This is a genomic window from Nonomuraea ceibae (assembly GCF_019396325.1).
GTDB lineage: Bacteria > Actinomycetota > Actinomycetes > Streptosporangiales > Streptosporangiaceae > Nonomuraea > Nonomuraea ceibae.
Genome location: NZ_JAHKRO010000032.1, coordinates 51928 through 68173 on the forward strand (window position 1 = coordinate 51928; position 16246 = coordinate 68173).

18 protein-coding genes are annotated in these 16246 nt (G+C 74.3%); 6 read left to right on the forward strand and 12 right to left on the reverse strand.

Annotation, left to right across the window (positions count from 1 at the left end; genetic code table 11):
* The first annotated feature begins 56 nt into the window (after positions 1 to 56).
* Entirely contained in the window at positions 57 to 821 is a 765-nt protein-coding gene (locus KME80_RS21300; RefSeq protein WP_219507670.1) for an ABC transporter ATP-binding protein, read from the forward strand.
* Complete coding sequence (locus KME80_RS21305; RefSeq protein WP_219507672.1) at positions 806 to 2710, forward strand: hypothetical protein; 1905 nt, start codon at positions 806 to 808, stop codon at positions 2708 to 2710. Before KME80_RS21300 ends, KME80_RS21305 begins: the two co-directional genes overlap by 16 nt.
* A 3-nt stretch (positions 2711 to 2713) precedes the next feature.
* Here the strand turns inward: KME80_RS21305 and KME80_RS21310 are convergent, their stop codons facing one another.
* The 5 genes from KME80_RS21310 to KME80_RS21330 form a co-directional block, all read right to left on the reverse strand.
* Positions 2714 to 3718 carry a HEAT repeat domain-containing protein gene (locus KME80_RS21310; protein WP_219507674.1) on the reverse strand — a complete coding sequence of 335 codons (1005 nt, stop codon included), beginning with the start codon at positions 3716 to 3718 and terminating at the stop codon, positions 2714 to 2716.
* 67 nt (positions 3719 to 3785) lie between these two features.
* On the reverse strand, positions 3786 to 4436 hold the full coding sequence (locus tag KME80_RS21315; RefSeq protein WP_219507676.1) for a HEAT repeat domain-containing protein: 651 nt from the start codon (positions 4434 to 4436) through the stop codon (positions 3786 to 3788).
* 65 nt (positions 4437 to 4501) lie between these two features.
* Positions 4502 to 5299, reverse strand: a complete 798-nt coding sequence (locus KME80_RS21320; RefSeq protein ID WP_219507678.1) for a hypothetical protein — start codon at positions 5297 to 5299, stop codon at positions 4502 to 4504.
* A 56-nt stretch (positions 5300 to 5355) separates the two neighbouring features.
* Positions 5356 to 6906 (reverse strand): carboxylesterase/lipase family protein, encoded by a 1551-nt coding sequence (locus tag KME80_RS21325; protein ID WP_219507680.1) that lies wholly within the window; start codon positions 6904 to 6906, stop codon positions 5356 to 5358.
* A gap of 77 nt (positions 6907 to 6983) precedes the next feature.
* The gene (locus tag KME80_RS21330; RefSeq protein ID WP_219507682.1) at positions 6984 to 7343 is read right to left on the reverse strand and encodes an SgcJ/EcaC family oxidoreductase; all 360 of its coding nucleotides are present in this window, start codon (positions 7341 to 7343) and stop codon (positions 6984 to 6986) included.
* A gap of 96 nt (positions 7344 to 7439) precedes the next feature.
* On the opposite strand from KME80_RS21330, the gene KME80_RS21335 reads away from it, so the two are divergent.
* Complete coding sequence (locus KME80_RS21335) at positions 7440 to 8087, forward strand: TetR/AcrR family transcriptional regulator (protein ID WP_219507684.1); 648 nt, start codon at positions 7440 to 7442, stop codon at positions 8085 to 8087.
* A gap of 9 nt (positions 8088 to 8096) precedes the next feature.
* Here the strand turns inward: KME80_RS21335 and KME80_RS21340 are convergent, their stop codons facing one another.
* On the reverse strand, positions 8097 to 8663 hold the full coding sequence (locus KME80_RS21340) for a TetR/AcrR family transcriptional regulator (protein ID WP_308125861.1): 567 nt from the start codon (positions 8661 to 8663) through the stop codon (positions 8097 to 8099).
* A 91-nt stretch (positions 8664 to 8754) separates the two neighbouring features.
* Between KME80_RS21340 and KME80_RS21345 the strand changes: the two genes are divergently transcribed.
* Entirely contained in the window at positions 8755 to 9189 is a 435-nt protein-coding gene (locus KME80_RS21345) for a DUF6463 family protein (protein WP_219507688.1), read from the forward strand.
* On the opposite strand, the gene KME80_RS21350 is transcribed toward KME80_RS21345, so the two are convergent.
* Complete coding sequence (locus KME80_RS21350; RefSeq protein WP_219507689.1) at positions 9171 to 10274, reverse strand: FAD-dependent monooxygenase; 1104 nt, start codon at positions 10272 to 10274, stop codon at positions 9171 to 9173. The two genes, KME80_RS21345 and KME80_RS21350, sit on opposite strands and share 19 nt — an antisense overlap.
* Before the next feature lie 31 nt (positions 10275 to 10305).
* Positions 10306 to 11049: a siderophore-interacting protein gene (locus KME80_RS21355; protein ID WP_219507691.1), complete on the reverse strand. Its 744-nt coding sequence runs from the start codon at positions 11047 to 11049 to the stop codon at positions 10306 to 10308.
* Positions 11050 to 11155: 106 nt separating this feature from the next.
* Here KME80_RS21355 and KME80_RS21360 point away from each other — a divergent pair, with 106 nt between their 5' ends.
* Together KME80_RS21360 and KME80_RS21365 are read left to right on the forward strand one after the other, a co-directional pair.
* Positions 11156 to 11488 carry a YnfA family protein gene (locus tag KME80_RS21360; RefSeq protein WP_219507693.1) on the forward strand — a complete coding sequence of 111 codons (333 nt, stop codon included), beginning with the start codon at positions 11156 to 11158 and terminating at the stop codon, positions 11486 to 11488.
* Between the two features lie 80 nt (positions 11489 to 11568).
* Positions 11569 to 12309, forward strand: coding sequence for an extracellular solute-binding protein (locus tag KME80_RS21365; protein ID WP_219507694.1), 741 nt, complete (start codon positions 11569 to 11571; stop codon positions 12307 to 12309).
* Positions 12310 to 12314: 5 nt separating this feature from the next.
* On the opposite strand, the gene KME80_RS21370 is transcribed toward KME80_RS21365, so the two are convergent.
* The 4 genes from KME80_RS21370 to KME80_RS21385 all read right to left on the reverse strand — a co-directional run bounded on the left by KME80_RS21370 (position 12315) and on the right by KME80_RS21385 (position 16216).
* Positions 12315 to 13115, reverse strand: a complete 801-nt coding sequence (locus KME80_RS21370) for a substrate-binding periplasmic protein (RefSeq protein ID WP_219507696.1) — start codon at positions 13113 to 13115, stop codon at positions 12315 to 12317.
* Positions 13112 to 14440, reverse strand: coding sequence for a GlnX family signal transduction membrane protein (locus KME80_RS21375; RefSeq protein WP_219507698.1), 1329 nt, complete (start codon positions 14438 to 14440; stop codon positions 13112 to 13114). Before KME80_RS21375 ends, KME80_RS21370 begins: the two co-directional genes overlap by 4 nt.
* A 117-nt stretch (positions 14441 to 14557) precedes the next feature.
* The gene (locus KME80_RS21380) at positions 14558 to 15073 is read right to left on the reverse strand and encodes a DinB family protein (protein ID WP_219507699.1); all 516 of its coding nucleotides are present in this window, start codon (positions 15071 to 15073) and stop codon (positions 14558 to 14560) included.
* Between the two features lie 90 nt (positions 15074 to 15163).
* Complete coding sequence (locus KME80_RS21385; protein WP_308125862.1) at positions 15164 to 16216, reverse strand: diaminopropionate ammonia-lyase; 1053 nt, start codon at positions 16214 to 16216, stop codon at positions 15164 to 15166.
* Positions 16217 to 16246 lie beyond the last annotated feature (30 nt).

Here is a 16246-nt window from a genome sequence, read left to right on the forward strand (position 1 = left end):
CACACTTGCCCTCGAAACGGTACGACACGTGCCGTTCAGAGCATGAAGGGGAAGTCATGCGTGGCCATCCGCCGGCGCTGCGGCTCGCCGGCCTGTCCAAGACGTTCGGGCCCAAGCGCGCGGTCGACGCCCTCGACCTGGAGGTGCCCGACGGGTCGTTCTTCGGCCTGGTCGGGCCCAACGGGGCGGGTAAGACCACCTCGTTGTCCATGGCGATCGGCCTGCTGCGGCCGGACGCGGGCCGCGCCGAGATCTTCGGCGTCGACGTGTGGGCCGACGCGCCCGCCGCCAAGCGCCTCATCGGCGTCCTGCCCGACGGGCTCGCCCTGCCCGAACGGCTGACCGGCCGCGAGCTGCTGCGCTTCACCGGGCTGCTGCGCGGCATGGACCGCGCCGACGTCGACCGGCGCGCGGACGAGCTGCTGGCCGTCCTGGACCTGGACGGCGCCGGCCGCACGCTGGTGATGGAGTACTCGACCGGCATGCGCAAGAAGATCGGGCTGGCCACCGCGCTGCTGCACGCGCCGAGGCTGCTGGTGCTGGACGAGCCGCTGGAGGCGGTCGACCCCGTCTCGGCGGCGACGATCAAGGTCATCCTGCGCCGCTACGTCGAGGGCGGCGGGACGGTCGTGCTGTCCAGCCACGTCATGGCCGTGGTGGAGCAGCTCTGCGACCACGTGGCCGTGATCGCGTCCGGCCGGGTCGTGGCCGCCGGGCCGCTGGCGGCGGTGCGCGGCGGTCTGAGCCTGGAGGAGCGGTTCGTGAGCCTGGTCGGCGGCCAGCTGCCTGAGGTGGGGGAGCTGACGTGGCTGGCGTCCTGATCCGGATGAAGCTGGCCGTCCTGCGCAACTCCATGACCGGCCCGCGCGCGGCCCAGATGATCACCGGCGGGCTGGTGGGGCTCGCGCTGGCCGCGGGCGTCCTGCTGCTGGCCGGACAGCACTACCCCGTCGCCGAGCTGCGGTTCGACCTCGTCGCCGCCGCGCTGGCCGTGTGGACGGCGGGCTGGCTGCTGGGCCCGGCGCTGTTCGGCGGCGGCGACGAGACGCTGCGCCCGGAGCATTTCGCGCTGCACTCGTTCACGCACCGCGCGCTGGCGACGGGGCTGGCCGCGACCGCATTCGTCGGCGTCGCCCCCGTGGTCACGCTGGTGGCGCTCGCCGCGCTCGTGGTCGCGGGCGTCACGGCCGGGCTCGGGCCGGCGGCCGTCGCCGTCGGCGTGCTCGCCGCCGTGCTGCAGCTCGGCGGCACGGTCCTGGCGTCCAAGCTGGTCACCGCGCTGCTCGGCCAGGTCATGCGGTCGCGCACGGGAGCGGCGCTGGCCGGGTTCGTCAGCGCCGCTCTCCTGGCCGGGACGCACTCGGGCTGGGTGCTGTCGCCGCTGGTGGTGGAGGCGCTGCGCACCGGGTTCCCCCCGGCGTTCTCCGCCTGGGTGCACGCCCTGCCGTCCGGGTGGGGCCTGACCGCCGTCCGGGCGGCCGGGCGCGGCGACTGGCTCACCACGGCCGCGGCCCTCGCCGGGCTGGCGGCGCTCGGCGTCGCCTGCCTGGCCGGCTGGTCGGTGCTGCTGCGCCGCCGGTTGACCACGCGCCGGGCGAGCGGGCGGCCCGTGCGCGCCTCCGCCGACCGGTGGGTACGCGGCCCGGTCACCGCCGTCGCCGCCCGCGAGCTGCGCACCTGGACCCGTGACCTGCTGCGCTTCCACCTCGCGTGCTTCGCGCTCGGCTACGCGATGGTGTTCTGCCTGCTGCCGCTGGCCGTCGGCGCGCCCGTCTTCCTGCCGTGGACCGGGCTGCTGTTCGCGCTGTGGACCGCCGCCGTGTCGGCCAACCTCTACGGCGAGGACGGCACCGAGCTGTGGGGCAAGCTGATGATCCCCGGCGCCGCCCGGCACGACGTCCGGGGCCGCCAGCTCGGCTGGCTGCTGGTCGCCGCGCCGCCCACCCTCGTCCTGACGATCGCCTTCACGGCGCTCTCCGGGCAGTACGCGCTGTGGCCGTGGCCGGCCGCGCTCGTCCCCGCGCTGCTGGGCGGCGGCGCCGGCGTGACCGTGCTCGTCTCGGTGCTGCGCCCGGTGCCGATGGCCGACCCGCACCGGCGCGGCGGCAACCTGCTGGACAACGGCACCGACTTCACCCAGGTGCTGCTGGTGCTGATCCTCACCGCGGCCTGCGCCGCGCCCGCCTTCTTCGCCGTACGCCTCGGTCCCGTGTGGGCGGGGCCCGTGGTGGGCGTGGTGAGCGGAGCGGCGCTGGCCTGGCTGCTCGGCCGGGTCGCCGCGGCCGTCCTGGGCCGCACCGCGCCGGAGCTCCTCCACCTGCTGCGCACCGGCTCCCGGCCCGCCCGCCGCCGGCCGTCCCTGCCTCTGGTCCCGCCCCGGGTGACGGCGGCCCACCGGGTCCGGCCGCAGCGGCCCGACGCCTGGCTGGAACGGCTCGGGCTCGACCTGGCCCCGGCCGGGCGGCGCGCGTACGTGATCGTCAGCCTGACGCTGTGCTGGGTGCCGCTGGTGGCGCAGGGCGTCGTCCCCGCGCTCATGCTGTCCGGCGGCGCGGCCGAGCGGTCCTGGTTCCTGGCGCTGCACGTGCCCGACGGGCTGCGCTGGCCGGTCATCGCGGTGATGATCGCGCTGGGGCTCGTGCTGCTGGTCACCGGGCTGGCGACGGGGCTGTACTACCTGGCCAAGTCCCGGGTCCGCGCCGCGGGATGACCGTCAGAGGGCGTCGCGCAGCCCGAGGACGTAGGACGCGGTGAGCGCGACGGCACGGTCCCCGTCCTGGGACAGCTCCGTCAGGGTCCGGGAGGCCACGGCGCCCGGGATGTCGGCGAGCGCCTGAGGCAGCCGCCGGCGTGCCGCCGGATCGACTCCCGCGGGGGCGAGGCGATCGGCGAGCATGGTGGCGATCCGGTCGGCCAGCGCGGGATCGGCCGCCAGCGCGCTGAGCGCGTCGGCCGCCTCGACGTCCTTCGTCCCCTCGACGACCATGTCGACGAGCGTCGGGACCGCGTCGGCCACCCCGCGCGGCCCCAGGGCCAGGGCCGCGTGCCTGCGGACCACCGGGTCCGGGCTCGCCAGGGCGTCGCGCAGCGGCGCGGCCGCCTCCTCGCCGGGAAGCTCGGCGAGGGACCGGACGGCGCGCTCGCGCACCTCGGCCGCCGGCGAGGACAGACCCTCGGCCAGCAGCGCCGGCCCGTCGCCGCCCGAGCGCGCCAGTGCCCAGCGCAGCGCGCCCGCGACGTGCGGGTTCGACTCGCTGAGCACCGCCTCGGCCAGCGCCTCCACCGGCACCGCCGCCTCCTGGACCGACGACAGGGCCGCGTGCTGCCGCCTCCCGGCGCTCTTCGAGCCCAGCGCCTGGAGGAGCGCGACGGCCTGGAGGATGTCCTCCCACCCCTCCGGCTCCGCCGCGCCGATCCGGCGCAGCCGCGTCAGCAGCTCCGTCTCGGCGGCGATGCGCTCCTGGGTCCGGCGGATGAGATCGTCGACGAGCGCGTCCGGGGTGAAGTCGGGATCGTCGAGCGCGCGGCCGACGTCACGCAGCGACAGCCCCAGCGAGCGCAGGCTCTCGATGTGGAAGATCCGCCGGATGTCCTCGGCGGCGTATTCCCGGTAGCCGCCGCTGGTGCGGCCCGTCGGCCGCACCAGGCCGAGCGCGTCGTAGTGCCTGAGCATGCGCGCGCTGACCCCGGACCGTCGCGCCACCTCACCGATCAGCACCGCCTGCCGCTCCTCCTCACCTGTCGCTGCTGCTCACCCTGTCACTCCACCCTGTCACTCCACGCTCTTACTCCACGCCGAGCGCCACGGCGCGCTTGGCCTCCTCGATCGCGAACTCGAACCCGGCGTCGGGGTCGCGCAGCAGCAGCTCGGTGGCCGCCGCGTGCGTGCGCACCCGAGGGTCGTGGTCCGCCGCGGCGACGCGCAGGGCCGGCTCGATCACCTCGCCGAGCGCCACCAGCGCCCGGCTGAGGCTCAGCTGCACCTCACGCCCGCCCCGCCCGAGCTGCGCGGCCAGCGCCACGGCCAGCTCCGGCCACTCGTCCTCGGGCGCGAGCGCGACCGCCGCCCGCCAGGCGCTCCGCGCCACCTCGTCGTCGGCGTCGGCCAGCACCCGCGGCGTGATCGCCGGCCAGGCCAGCCGATCCCCGATCTTGGACAGGGTGTGCAGCGCCTGGCTCCGTGCCTGCGCCCGCTCCGAGCGTACTTCCTCGACCAGCACCGGGACCGTCAGCGACGCCGGATGGCGCGTGAGCGCCCACGTCAGCATCTCCCGCACCTGGAAGTCGGGCTCGACCGCGCACCGCTCGACGAGCGCGCCGACGAACCCCGGGTCAGGCGTCGTGCCGGCCGCCAGCGCGGCCCGCAGCCGCACCGACGCACCGTCGTCCGTCAACCCTCGCACGACCTGGTCCGTAACCGTTTCCTGCAGCGGCATGGGGCCACCTCCTCGGCCCCAGTGAAGACCTTGTCACGGTGTCAAGGTCAACCGGGATCAAGCTCTCAGCCGGGCAGGCGCCACTTGCACAGCTTCTCGACACACAGCTCGGAGGTCGTCTTCCGGGGGTCCGGCGCCTTGATCGGCACCTTGCCGCCCCACCGCTCGTAGCGGGTGTCGACGTGGACGGTCTTCCCCACCAGCTCGTCGAGGCCGGCGGCGAGCGTGAACGTGCTCCGCACCCCGCTGACCAGGCCCGACGGGCTCAGCGTGAGGGTGTAGGAGACTCTCGTGCCCCCGTCCCAGCCGATGTGCGAGGCGTGCTCCGCCCACCGGGAGACCCGCTCGAGCTCCTTGAACGTGATCGCGCCGGTGACGGTGTCGCCGCTCCGCACCCCGTTCCTCAGCAGGGCGGCCAGCGTGGCGGGCTCGCCCGGGTTGACGAGCTGCTCGTCATACCCCAGCAGCTCGGTGTGCCAGAGGTGTGTCTGGTGGCGGTCCTGCCACCAGGTCTTGCCCTTCTTCAACCACTTCCCCACAACACCGCCGGAACGGTAGCTGGTGCCGCCGATGCGGTGGTTGAAGCCGATGGCCCGCTCGGGACCGTGCACGCCGCCGGTGGTGGTGACGTCCAGGGCCTTGACGCGCCCCTCGGCGTCGAGCTCGAAGGCGCCCCTGCGCCGGAGCTCGGCCTGCTCGAAGGCGCCGTCGGCGAGGGTGGCCGTCTCGGTGAAGCTCACGCCGCGCCCGGGGCCCAGAACGGCCTTCAGCGCCTGGACAGGGTCCTTGGCCGCCGCCTGCGCGGGGGCGGCGCCCGCCAGCAGCGCGCCCAGTGCCGCCAACGAGATGATCAGCCGTCTCATGATGTGATCATGTCGCGGCCGGGTCACGTCGTGGGCACGGGCGGCACGCCGTTCCGTCAAGACCAGAGGCCGCAGTGGTGGGCGTTCTTCAGGTTGAACGGCCGTACCGCGCCGGGGGCGAGGAGGAGCGCACGGTCGGCGGCGTCCAGGCGGGGCCAGCGCGGGCTGCCCGGCCCGTTGGGGTCGCCGGTCCTGACGAACCCGGCCCAGTAGCCGACGAGCCGGTCGGCCAGGCGCCGCTGCTCGGGGCTGAGCCGCGGGGAGCGGGGGAAGTCGAACAGGTAGAAGGTCTCCGCGCCGTGCGCCGTGGCGGGGCGGACGTGGTCGGGCAGGGGGTCGCCGCCGGGCGTGGGGGCCGAGGGGTCGGCGAAGACGTACGCCCAGGCAGGCGCCTTTCTCGCGTGCTCGCGGCCCGACTTCCACGACGGGCAGATCCAGCCGCTGTCGCTGAACACGCGGGCGGTCGCCGCCGTGGGGGAGGGGAAGCGGCGCAGCGGGTAGCGCCGTTCGACCCGGGGCGCGGCGTCGGCGAAGGCGGTCCTGAGCAGGGCCGGGTACTGGCGGGCGGTGACACCTCCCGGGCGGGTGGCCAGGGTGAACTCGACGTGTTCGTCAAGGGTGTTGCCCTGCAGCAGCGGCACGGCCGCCTGCCCGCCCGCGGCGAACACCCGGGCGGGCTCGCGCGGGACGAGGCGGGTCCCGTACGCGAGCAGCGGGAAGCGGGCGGTGTGCGGCAGCAGCTCGGCGGTGCTCCTGCGGCGCAGGCAGGCCACGTCGGCGCAGCCCAGCTCCCCGGCCAGGGCCTGCCCGGCGGACTGGATCGTCTCGATCGGGTGCCAGGAGGAGATCGCGGGCATGCCCTCGCCCATCGCTCCGGCGGGGTGCTCGGTGCGGCACGAGCCGCTCTGGACGATCGCCCGGTGGAACAGGCCGCGGGCGGCCGGTGAAGTCATGAGGGTGCAGGCGCTCATGCCCCCGGCCGAGGCGCCGGCGAGGGTGACCGCGCCGGGGTCGCCGCCGAACGCGGCGATGTTGGCCCGCACCCAGCGCAGCGCCGCCACCTGGTCCTGGAGGCCGAAGTTGCCGGTCCTGCCGAGCTCGGGGTGGGCGAAGAAGCCGAACACGCCGAGCCGGTAGTTGACGGTCACGACCACGAGGTCGCCGGTCGTGACCAGCCGGGCCGGGTCGTAGATGGAGCCGGCGCCGGTGACGAACCCCCCGCCGGGCAGCCAGACCATGACGGGCCGGTTCTTCCCGGGGCGGGCCGGTGCGGTCACCTCCACGGTCAGGCAGTTCTCGCTCTGCGGGATGCCTTCCGGCATGTCGGGCGCGGAGGGCTGCGGGCACGCCGGTCCGGCTGCCGTCGCGTCGCGGACGCCGGGCCAGGGCCTTGCCGGCGCCGGTGGCCGCCAGCGCCGGTCGCCGACGGGCGGGGCGGCGTACGGGATGCCGCGGAAGCGGTGGACCCCGTCCTGGATCGTGCCCCGCACCGCGCCGGCCGCCGTCACGGCGACGGGGGCGGCAGGCGCGGCCGGGGAGGCCACGGCGGCCTGTTCCCCGAGGACGAGGGGCAGCAGGCCGATGGCCAGCGCTGTGACGTGCTTCATGGACGTGTCTCCCCTTGTTTCGTGGTTCGATCGAACCATAACAGGTTTATGGTGCGATCGAACCACGAAGCCGGGGGTCAGACGATCGGGGTCGTCTGGGCCAGCGCGATCAGCCACCGGCCGTCCTCCTTGACCAGCACGAACGTCAGCGCGCCACGCCTGCCGTCGTTGACGTGCTTGACCAGGGTGGCCAGCGCCACGTCCTCCCGCAGGAAGGTGACGTCCTGCAGCTCGTTCGTGGTGAGGACGTCCTTCAGCGGGCTGCGCAGCGCCTTGGCCATGACCTCGCGCACCTGCTCACGGCCCCGCAGCCGGATGCCGGTGAAGTTGACGAGCGACACGTCCTCGGTCAGCAGTCCGGTGAAGCCGTCCACGTCGTTCTGCAGCTTCTCGGCGTCGCGGACAACCTGCTCGATCGCGGCCCTCTCGGTGTTCATGTCCGTCTCCTCGGCAACAGCGGAGCGATTCGCTCCGGTTCGACCGCGACGTTACACCGGAGCGAATCGCTCCGCAAGTCTGCTAGGATCGCCGCGATGACGACCCGCACCAGCCGCACCGATCGCGCCGCACGCAACGACCGGGCGCTTCTCGAAGCCGCCCGCGCCGTCCTGGCCGAGGACGGCGCGCACGCCTCCGTCGCCGCCATCGCCGCCCGGGCGGGCGTCGGCATCGGCAGCCTCTACCGGCGCTACCGGACCAAGGAGGAGCTGTTCCAGCGGCTCGCCGTGCTGTCACTGGAGCACTGGAACGAGGCCGCCGAAGAGGGCCTGGCCGATCCCGACCCGTGGGCGGGGCTGGCCGGATTCGTCACCGCGTGCGTGGAGTTCGGCCAGGGCACGCTGGCCCCGATCGCCGGGGCCGTCGAGGTGAGCGACGAGATGGACGCCGCGTCGCGCCGCGGCGACGACCTGCTCGACGCCCTGGTGCGGCGTGCCCAGGACGCCGGGGTGCTGCGCCCCGACGTCGCCGCCGTCGACGTCGCCCTGCTGATCGAGCAGCTCGGCCGCTCCCCGCTGGTGGATCAGCTCCGCAAGCAGGGCAGGGACGACCTGCTTCCCGCCGCCGTCCGGGCCCGCGCCCGCCTGGTCGCGATCGCGCTCGACGGGCTGCGCCCCGGCGCCCCCGGCGGCCTGCCCGGCGACCCGCCGGGCGAGGAGCTGTTCACGGGCCGCTGGGCCTGACCGTCACGCTCACGACGGCGGGCGCAGCAGGTGCTCGCCGGCCAGGTGGACGGCTTCGAGCGTGCTGTAACCGGGGTGGTCCACGGCCATGAAGTAGCGCCCGATCGCCAGCGAGAACGCCAGGATGCTGCGCGCCTCGACCTCCCTGGGATCGGCGACGAAGGCCCCGAACATCTCGCGCAGGAAGTCCATGCGCTCGTTGTCCACGCGCCGCAGCCGCGCGGCGACGGCCTCGTCATGCCGCGCCCAGGCCCGGACCGCGAGGTCGACCCGGTGGAAGTCGTCCGTGAAGGTGAGCTGGCCGACCCGGCGGATGCGGTCGGCCGGGTCGCCGCCCTCGGCTTCGGCCTGGGCGATGAGCTCGCGGGTGCAGCTGCGCTCCCACTCGTCCAGCATCTCCGCCAGCAGCGCGGGCCGGCCGTCGAAGTAGCCGTAGAACCCGCCCTTCGTCACGCCGAGCGTGGCGGCCAGCGTCTCGACGCGCACCGCGTCGGGGCCGCCCCGGGCGAGCGCTTCGAGGCCCGCCTCGATCCAGCGGGCCCGGGTCGTGCGTGGTGTGGCGGGGATCGCAGCCACCTCCGTTGATCGCGTCCGGGTTTGTACGTTACCGTACACATCGTTCTGTACGGCTCCGTATAGATCACGGCCACCGGAAGGGGACGTCACGATGGACTCCACGAAGCCGCTGCTCCGCTGGGCGAGCGGGATCATGGTCGTGCTGGGCGCGGGGCACCTGACGCTGCTGGCGCTCATCGCGTGGGACGACATCACCGGCTGGGCGAGCCGGGGGCTGTGGGCGGCCGTCCCGCTCGCGCTCACCGGCGGCGGCGCCGCCCCGACCGTCGGGTCACTGCAGAACGAGGTCACCTTCTGGGCGGGCCCCGGCAGCTTCAGCGTCCCGCTGATCCTGCTCGGCTGCCTGATCTGGCGCCTGGCCGGACGCGGCGTGCCCGTGCCCGCCTGGGCCGGCTGGGGACTCGCCGCCTGGTGCGCGGTGGGCGGGATCCTGCTCGTGCCGTCCCCGTACGTCGCGGGGGTCGTCGCCGGGCTCCTCGTCGTCGTGGCGGCGCGCAAGGGCGCGCGTCACGGCGTCCACGTGTAGGTCGGCACGATCGAGCGCTCGAAGAACGCGTCGGGCAGCCGCGGGAGCGCCAGGTCACGCAGGGCCGTCAGGGGACCGGAGGTCCAGTGCGCGGGCGCCGCGGCCTGGCGCGAGAGGCGGACGATCTTCTGGGTGCGCGGCCTGCGGACCCGGTCGTACTCCGCCAGCCCGGCCCGTACGCCCCGGGTGTCGACGGCGGCGGCGAGCGTGACCGCGTCCTCCAGCGCCTGGCAGGCGCCCTGCCCGAGGTTGGGCGCCATGGCGTGCGCCGCGTCGCCGAGGAGCGCGGCCCGGCCCTGGACGTAGGAGGGGAGGCCGGGCAGCTCGTAGGTGTCGTGCTGCAGCACGGTCTCCGGGTCGGCGTCGGCCAGCAGGGCGGGGATGGGGTCGTGCCAGCCGGCGAAGCGCTCGCGCAGGTGGTCGAGGCCGTGACGGGAGCCGGCCGGGGCGTTGGCCATCAGGTAGCAGTAGACGCTGCCGTCGGGCATCGGCTGGTGCCCGAACCGCTGCCCCTCGCCCCACGTCTCCACGCTGCCCTCGATGGGCCGGGACGCGACGATGAGCCGCCAGGTGGTGTATCCGACGTAACGCGGCCCGCGCAAGTGCGGCCAGAGGGAGCGCCGGGTGACGCTGCGCACACCGTCGGCGCCCACGACCAGGTCCGCCGTGGAGGCGCCGCCGCTGTGGGCCACCGTGCCGTCGGGCCCGACGTGCCGCACGTCGACCCCGGCGCGCAGCACCTCGCCCGGCAGGGCGGAGCACAGCAGGGCGACCAGGTCGGCGCGGTGCACGATCACCCACTGGCCGAACCTGCGCTTCAGGTCGGCGGTGTCGTTGCGGATCAGCCAGCTCCCGCTCGCGTGCCGCACGCCGGCGAGGGGTTCGGCCTGCCCGCCGGCGCGCAGCGCGTCGCCCAGGCCGAGCACGTCCAGCGCGCGCAGGCCGTTGGGCTGGATCGACAGCCCCGCGCCGATCTCGGTGAACGCGGGAGCGCGTTCGAGAACCTCCACCTGCCAGCCGCGCTGGTGGAACGCCACGGCGGCGGTGAGGCCGCCGATGCCGCCGCCCACGATGATCACTTTCATGGTCTCTCCTTGACGTTGGGGTCGGGAAGGGTCAGTGCAGGCCCCGTTTGCCCGGGGCCCAGAACGGTTTGACCTTGATCGAGGTGCGCGGCCAGCCGCGCTCGCGGACCAGGTGGTCGCGCACCATCTGGCAGGTCCTGGCCTCACCGGCCACGTAGGCGGCCCCGGCGTCGTCCGGCAGGTCCAGCTCCGCCACGGCCGCGAGCAGCACGCGGGAGGAGGCGGCCGGCGCGCCGTGCCGGTGGACGCGGCGCAGCGGCGGGTCGCCCGGCATCGGCAGGTCGTGCTCGGGGCCTTCGCTCTCCAGCACGCCGAACACCTCGGCCGAGCCGTCCAGCCCGGCGATCATCGGCCCGAAGGCGGCGCCGGCCGTCTCGTCGCCGACGAACACGTGGAAGTCCGCCTCGCGGGTGAAGAAGTCGCCCTGCGGCCACCAGAACGTCACCCGGTCGCCCGGCCGGACCGCCCGGGCCCACTCCAGGCCGATGCCGTCGCCGTCGTACAGGTGGATCCGCAGCTCCAGGGCCCGGCGGCCGGGGGAGAGCTCCCAGATCGTGTACGTGCGCAGCGTGTCGGCCGGGCGCATGATCCCCGCCACCGAGAGCGGGTCCTTGAGCTGGATCCTGACGTGCTGGCCAGGGGTGTAGGGAAAGTCCACGGGCCGGTCGGTCTCGAGGCGCACGCGCCGCATCGTGGGCGTGACGTGCTCGGCGACGGCGACGGTCGCCTCCATGGCGTACTTGCCGAAGACGGCGGCCAGAGGGTTGCGCGGCATGTCAGGAGTCCTCCTGGAGAGCCCGTAAGTTTGCTTAGAGCCATTAAGGAAACATAGATGCCCTAGAATGTCAACGCGGCGCAGGCGATGCGGTCTACTGGCCCGCATGACCGTCGCGCGTTCCCTGTTGCTGTTCGCCCTGGCCGCCCTCGCCGAGATCGGCGGGGCCTGGCTGATCTGGCAGGGCGTGCGCGAGCAGCGGGGCCTGCTGTGGATCGGGGCCGGCGTCGTCGCGCTCGGCCTGTACGGGTTCGTCGCGACGTTGCAGCCGGACGCCAACTTCGGCCGCATCCTCGCCGCGTACGGCGGCGTCTTCGTCGCCGGGTCGCTCGCGTGGGGGATGGCCGTCGACGGCTTCCGGCCCGACCGGTGGGACGTCATCGGCGCGCTCGTCTGCCTGGCGGGCGTCCTGGTGATCATGTACGCGCCGCGCGGCTGAGACCGGTTGCGCGGGGCTCGCCTCGGAGTGTCGAATGGGAGCGGCACCCGCGCAACACCGGCGAACCGTGGGGAGACGCGATGAGGCCGTTGGCCATCGCCCTGGTGGCGGTCCTGCTGGCCGCCGGGTGCTCGGCGCAGCGCCGGGACAAGATCACGGTCGCGTGCGGGGCGAGCGAGCGGTGGTGCTCGATGATGGTCAAGCGGTTCTCCGACGCCACCGGCGTGGAGGCCGACTTCGTCCGGCTGTCGAGCGGGGAGGCGCTGGCCAGACGCGGCCTGAAGCCGGTCCGCTCCTGGACGGACCTGCTGGACGAGCGGCTGCGCGGCGGCGTCGCCATCGCCCACCCGGCCACCTCCGGCACCGCCTACACCGCCCTGTGGACCCAGGCGCTGCTCAACGGCGGCGACCAGGACGCCGCGCTCGCCTACATGCGCCGGCTCCACCCGAACGTGCTGCGCTACAACGCCTCCGGCAGCGCGGCGGCCGTGCAGGCGGCCAAGGAGGAGGCGGCGGTCGGCATCGTCTTCTCCCCCGACTGCGTCGCCGCCCGAGAGCAGGGCTACCCGAACCTGGAGGTGACCTTCCCCCAGGAGGGCACCGGCTACGAGCTCGGCGGCCTGGCCGGGGCGCACAACCCGGCCGGCGCGCGCACGTACGTCGACTGGGCGCTCAGCGGCGCCTCCCAGCGGCTCGGACCGCTCGTGCAGTTCTACGCGCTGCCCACCAACACCGAGGTGCCCGCCCACTCCAAGGCCGCGGACCCGGCGGCCGTCAAGCTCGTCCCCTGCGACGTCGAAGCCGCCGAGCCACCCGCCTGAAGCGGCTAGGAGCAGCCCTCGAACTGGGGGACGGCGATCACCGACAGGTCGATGCCCGACCTGCCGAACCACTTGTCCAGCAGCATGTGGGCGGTGCCGTCCTGGTACATCTGGGTGATCGCCCGGTTGAGCTCCTCGCAGCCGTCGACGTCGCCCTTGCGCACGCCGATCGAGGTGCGCTGCTCGTTGAACGTCGCGCCCACCAGGTGCAGGTCGACGCCCGGCTTGGTGAGCAGCCCCGCCAGGATCTGGGCGTTGGTCGAGATGGCGTCGATCCGGCCGTCCTCGATCATGTCCAGGCAGACGTTGTAGTCGGGCGCCTCGACGGGGATCGCCCGGACCCGGCGTTCGCCGACGATCCGCTGGGCGATGTTCGTGCCGCGCACCCAGCAGATCCTGCGCCCCTCCAGGTCCCGTACGTCGCGAATGGCGTCCTTGTCGGCCGGGCGGACCGCGATGTCCTGGAAGTCGACGTGGTACGGCCCGGCGAAGTCGATCACCTTCTTGCGCTCCGGGGTGACCGACATGTGGGCGAAGACCAGGTCGGCGCGGCCGCCGGTCAGCACGGTGAGCTGGTCGCCCGCGGTGATCTCCAGCCAGCGGATCCGCTTGCCCAGCCGGGAGACCAGGTTCTCGGCCACGTCGATGTTGAAGCCGTGGTAGGCGCCGTCCGGCCCCTTGAAGCTGATCAGCGGCACGTCGGAGCGGATGGCGACGACCACCTCGTCCTTGTCCACGAGCGATTCCGGCCGCGCCGTGCCGCAGGCGGTGAGGAGCAGGAGCAGGCAGATCAGCAGTCTTCTCACCGGTACTCCCTGAGTCGTGGCCACACTCCGGCCAGGACGAGCAGGGCGCCGGCGGCCAGCCCGGCGGGGACCAGCCGCCACAGCGTCTCCAGCGCCCCGTCGCCGCTGTCGATGGCCCGCTCGAAGTCGGACTCGTGCCGCCGGACCAGCTCCTCCAGCAACTTGTCGTAGCCCTCGTACGCCTGGGTGAGCTCGCCGTCCCAGAACTTGATCGCCGCCGCGCCCGACATGCCGCGCATCCGCGCGTCGGCCTGCTGGAACCTCTGGTAGGCGGTGAACAGCCTGGTCCGGTCCGCGCCGGTCACGCCGCCGAGCAGGCCCTGGAAGCCCGGGCCGAGCTTGCTCTGGTAGTCGGGCAGGCTCGTGGACTCGACGGCGGCGATCGCGCGCGCCTTGTCGAGGAAGGTGTGCTCGTAGGTGTCCTTGCGCCCGGGGTCGAGCAGGTAGCGGCTCTGGTCGCCGTGCATGCTCCTGCTGATCGCCCGCGCCCTGGTCAGCGTCAGGACCGCGTCGAACCCGCCGCGCTTGGCCTCCTCCAGAGCCCGGCCCTGCCGCTCGATCAGGACGGCGCCGGTCACCAGCCCGGCCGCGCCCAGCACGGTCGCGACCACCAGGGCCGGCGCGAACACCCTGCGGAACCTGCGCGTCAGGTAGGTCTGCAGGCCCACCAGGCAGGCGAGCGCGAGCAGCCCGGTGACGACGACCGCGGTGCGGGCCAGCGCGGTGGCCGACCGCTCGGCGTCGTGCGCCCGCCGCACGATCGTGCCCGTCTCCAGGGTCAGGTTGTACGCCTTGGGCAGCAGCTCGCGGTGCATGAGGTCGGTGGCCCGCTGGTAGGCGGCGACCACGGGGGCGGGCGGCTGACCAGCGGTGTGCCCGGACTGCCGGTCGAGCAGCCGGGCCTCGGCCGCCAGCCGTTCGTAGCGGCCCAGCCCCTCGATCAGCGCCTCGACCGTACGCTGCTCGGTGGGGTTGTCCAGGGCCAGCCGGTAGGCCTTGAGCAGGCTTTCGGAGATCTCCAGCCGCCGCTGGTCGTAGGCGGTCAGGTCGGCCTGCTGCTGCGGGCCGTACTCCCTGCCCAGCAGCAGCGTCTCGGCCACCAGCGCGTCCATCTCGGACATCTGCCGATACAGGCCGGTGGTGGCGAGGACCTGCGGCCCGGCGTCATGCCCGATCGTGCGCAGGCTGGCGCCCGTACTGGCCGCGCCGGCCAGGATCGCTGCCAGCAGCAGCGCCAGCGACAGCAGCGACAGCCCGGCGAGGGTGCGCACCCGCCTGGGCACCGCCGCCGCGCGCCGGACCGGCGGCGTCACCGTCACCGTCATGGGCGGCTCCGGCGGGCGTCGTCAGGAACCTGGCCGTGCACCGCGCCTCCCGGGATCGGCTCGTGCTGCCAGTCGAGCATGAACGCGCGCGCCGCCGGTCCGCAAGAGGCTTCCGCGTCAGTAGTAGCCCTTGGTCCCGTCGACGAGCTCGCGGACGGTGTCGAGGTGGCCGGCGTGGCGGGCCGTCTCCTCGACCATGTGGATGAGCATCCAGCGCAGGCTGGCGGCGGCGGAGCGGAAGTCGGGATGCTTGCCCACGTCGTCCAGGGAGTGCGCGGCGATGATCTCGTTCGACACGGCGCACTGCCGCTCGTACTCCTCCAGCAGGCGGGCCAGCGGGACGTCGTCGACCATCATGTCGGCGTCCTCGGGACCGTCCTCGTCGAACTGCGGGCCGACGGCCGGGCCGCCCATGAACAGCACCTCGAACCAGCAGTGCTCGACCCAACGCAGGTGCGACACCAGACCGGCCACGGTCATCAGCGGCGAGTCCGGCAGGACCGGGCGGTGCGCGTCCTCCTCGGAGAGGCCCTCGCACTTCCAGTGAACGATGGCGCGCTGCATGTCGAGCCAGCCGACGAGCTGGGTGCGCTCGTCCGCGACGAAGGGGGGCCTGGTGCGTGAGGGTGTCATGGGTCTGGACGCTACTGCGTCCGCATCGCCCGGCGCATCCTGATATCGCCCAGGTCACGGGACCTGGGCGGAGGACCGTACACCGCTCGGTCAGAGGGCGGGGTTGGCGTCCGGGCCCTCGGTGCTGAGCAGGACGACCGTGGCGTCCGGGCCGAGGCCCAGGGCCGCGCGGCGGGCGGCGGCGCCGTCGCCGGTCAGGGCAGCGCGGGCGCCCGCCAGCGAGGCCGCGCCGCACGGGCCCGCCGCGACCCCGTGCCCGGCCAGCTCCCGCGCGGCGGCGGCGCTGTCGTCGTCGCCGATCGCGACCGCCGCGTCCAGGCCGTCTCTCAGGTACGGCCACGCCAGGCTGGACGGGGTGCCGCAGTTGAGCCCCGACATGATCGTGTCGCCGGTCCCGACGCTGACGGGCGCGCCCCGCCGGAGACTGGCCAGCACGCAGGCGGCCGATTCGGGCTCCACCGTCATCAGCGCCACAGGGGCGGAGCCGGAGCGGTAGTGGATCACCGCCGCCTGGGCGAGCGACCCCACGCCCGCCGGGACGACGACCAGGTCCGGGGTGCCGAGCTGCTCGTCGATCTCGGCGAACAGCGTCGAGTAGCCCGCCACGATCCACCCGGGCGTCTCCTCGTAGCCGGGCCAGGCGGTGTCCTGGACGAGCACCGAGCCCGGCTCCTCCGCCGCCTCGGCGGCCCGGCGCACCGCCTCGTCGTAGTCGCCGGCGACCTCGGTGACCCGCGCCTCCTCGGCCGCGATGGCCGCGACCGCCGCCGGGTGCACGCCCTCCGGCACGAACACGTGCGCCCGCTGCCCGAACCGCCGCGCCATCCGCGCCACCGCCCGGCCGTGGTTGCCGTCGGTGGCGGTGACCAGCCGTACGGGATCGTTCCCGGGGCGGACGGCCAGGATCCGGTGGATCGCCCAGGAGGCGCCCAGGGCCTTGAACGCGGGCAGGCCCAGCCGGTTCGACTCGTCCTTGACCAGGAGCCGCCCCACCCCGAGCGGCCAGGCCAGGCCGGGGACCTCGGTCAGCGGGGTGGGCGCGTACCCGGCCAGGCCGGCGTGGAACTCCCGCACCCCGGCGGGGGCGGGCTCGCAGGTCCAGCGGCGGGCTTCGGGACGGTCGTACCAGGTTTCGTGGTGCACCCGCCCCACGTTGCCCGCCGCGCCCGCGTC